Source organism: Arsenicicoccus sp. UBA2120 (assembly GCF_002330965.1).
Lineage (GTDB): Bacteria > Actinomycetota > Actinomycetes > Actinomycetales > Dermatophilaceae > Arsenicicoccus > Arsenicicoccus bolidensis.
Window position 1 is genome coordinate 1 of record NZ_DCYC01000045.1, and the last position, 206, is coordinate 206.

The 206-nt window shown below is 65.0% G+C and carries 1 pseudogene; it reads left to right on the plus strand.

Annotated elements, in window-relative coordinates:
• Positions 1-206, plus strand: a pseudogene (locus B2P18_RS06560) (ABC transporter permease); the annotation flags it as partial.

A 206-nucleotide genomic window follows, 5' to 3' on the forward strand; every position in this document is an offset into this window, starting at 1 on the left:
ATCCTCGTCTACACCACCATGATCCTGCCGCAGAACATCGCGCAGGAGGCCGCCCTCGGCTTCCTCGGCGTCGGTGTCCCGCCGCCCACCATCTCGCTCGGCACGCTGCTCAACGACTCCATCAACTACGCGCTGCCGGACCCCGCCTACTTCCTGTTCCCCGGACTCGCCGTGTTCCTCATGGTCTTCGCCTTCAACATCCTCGG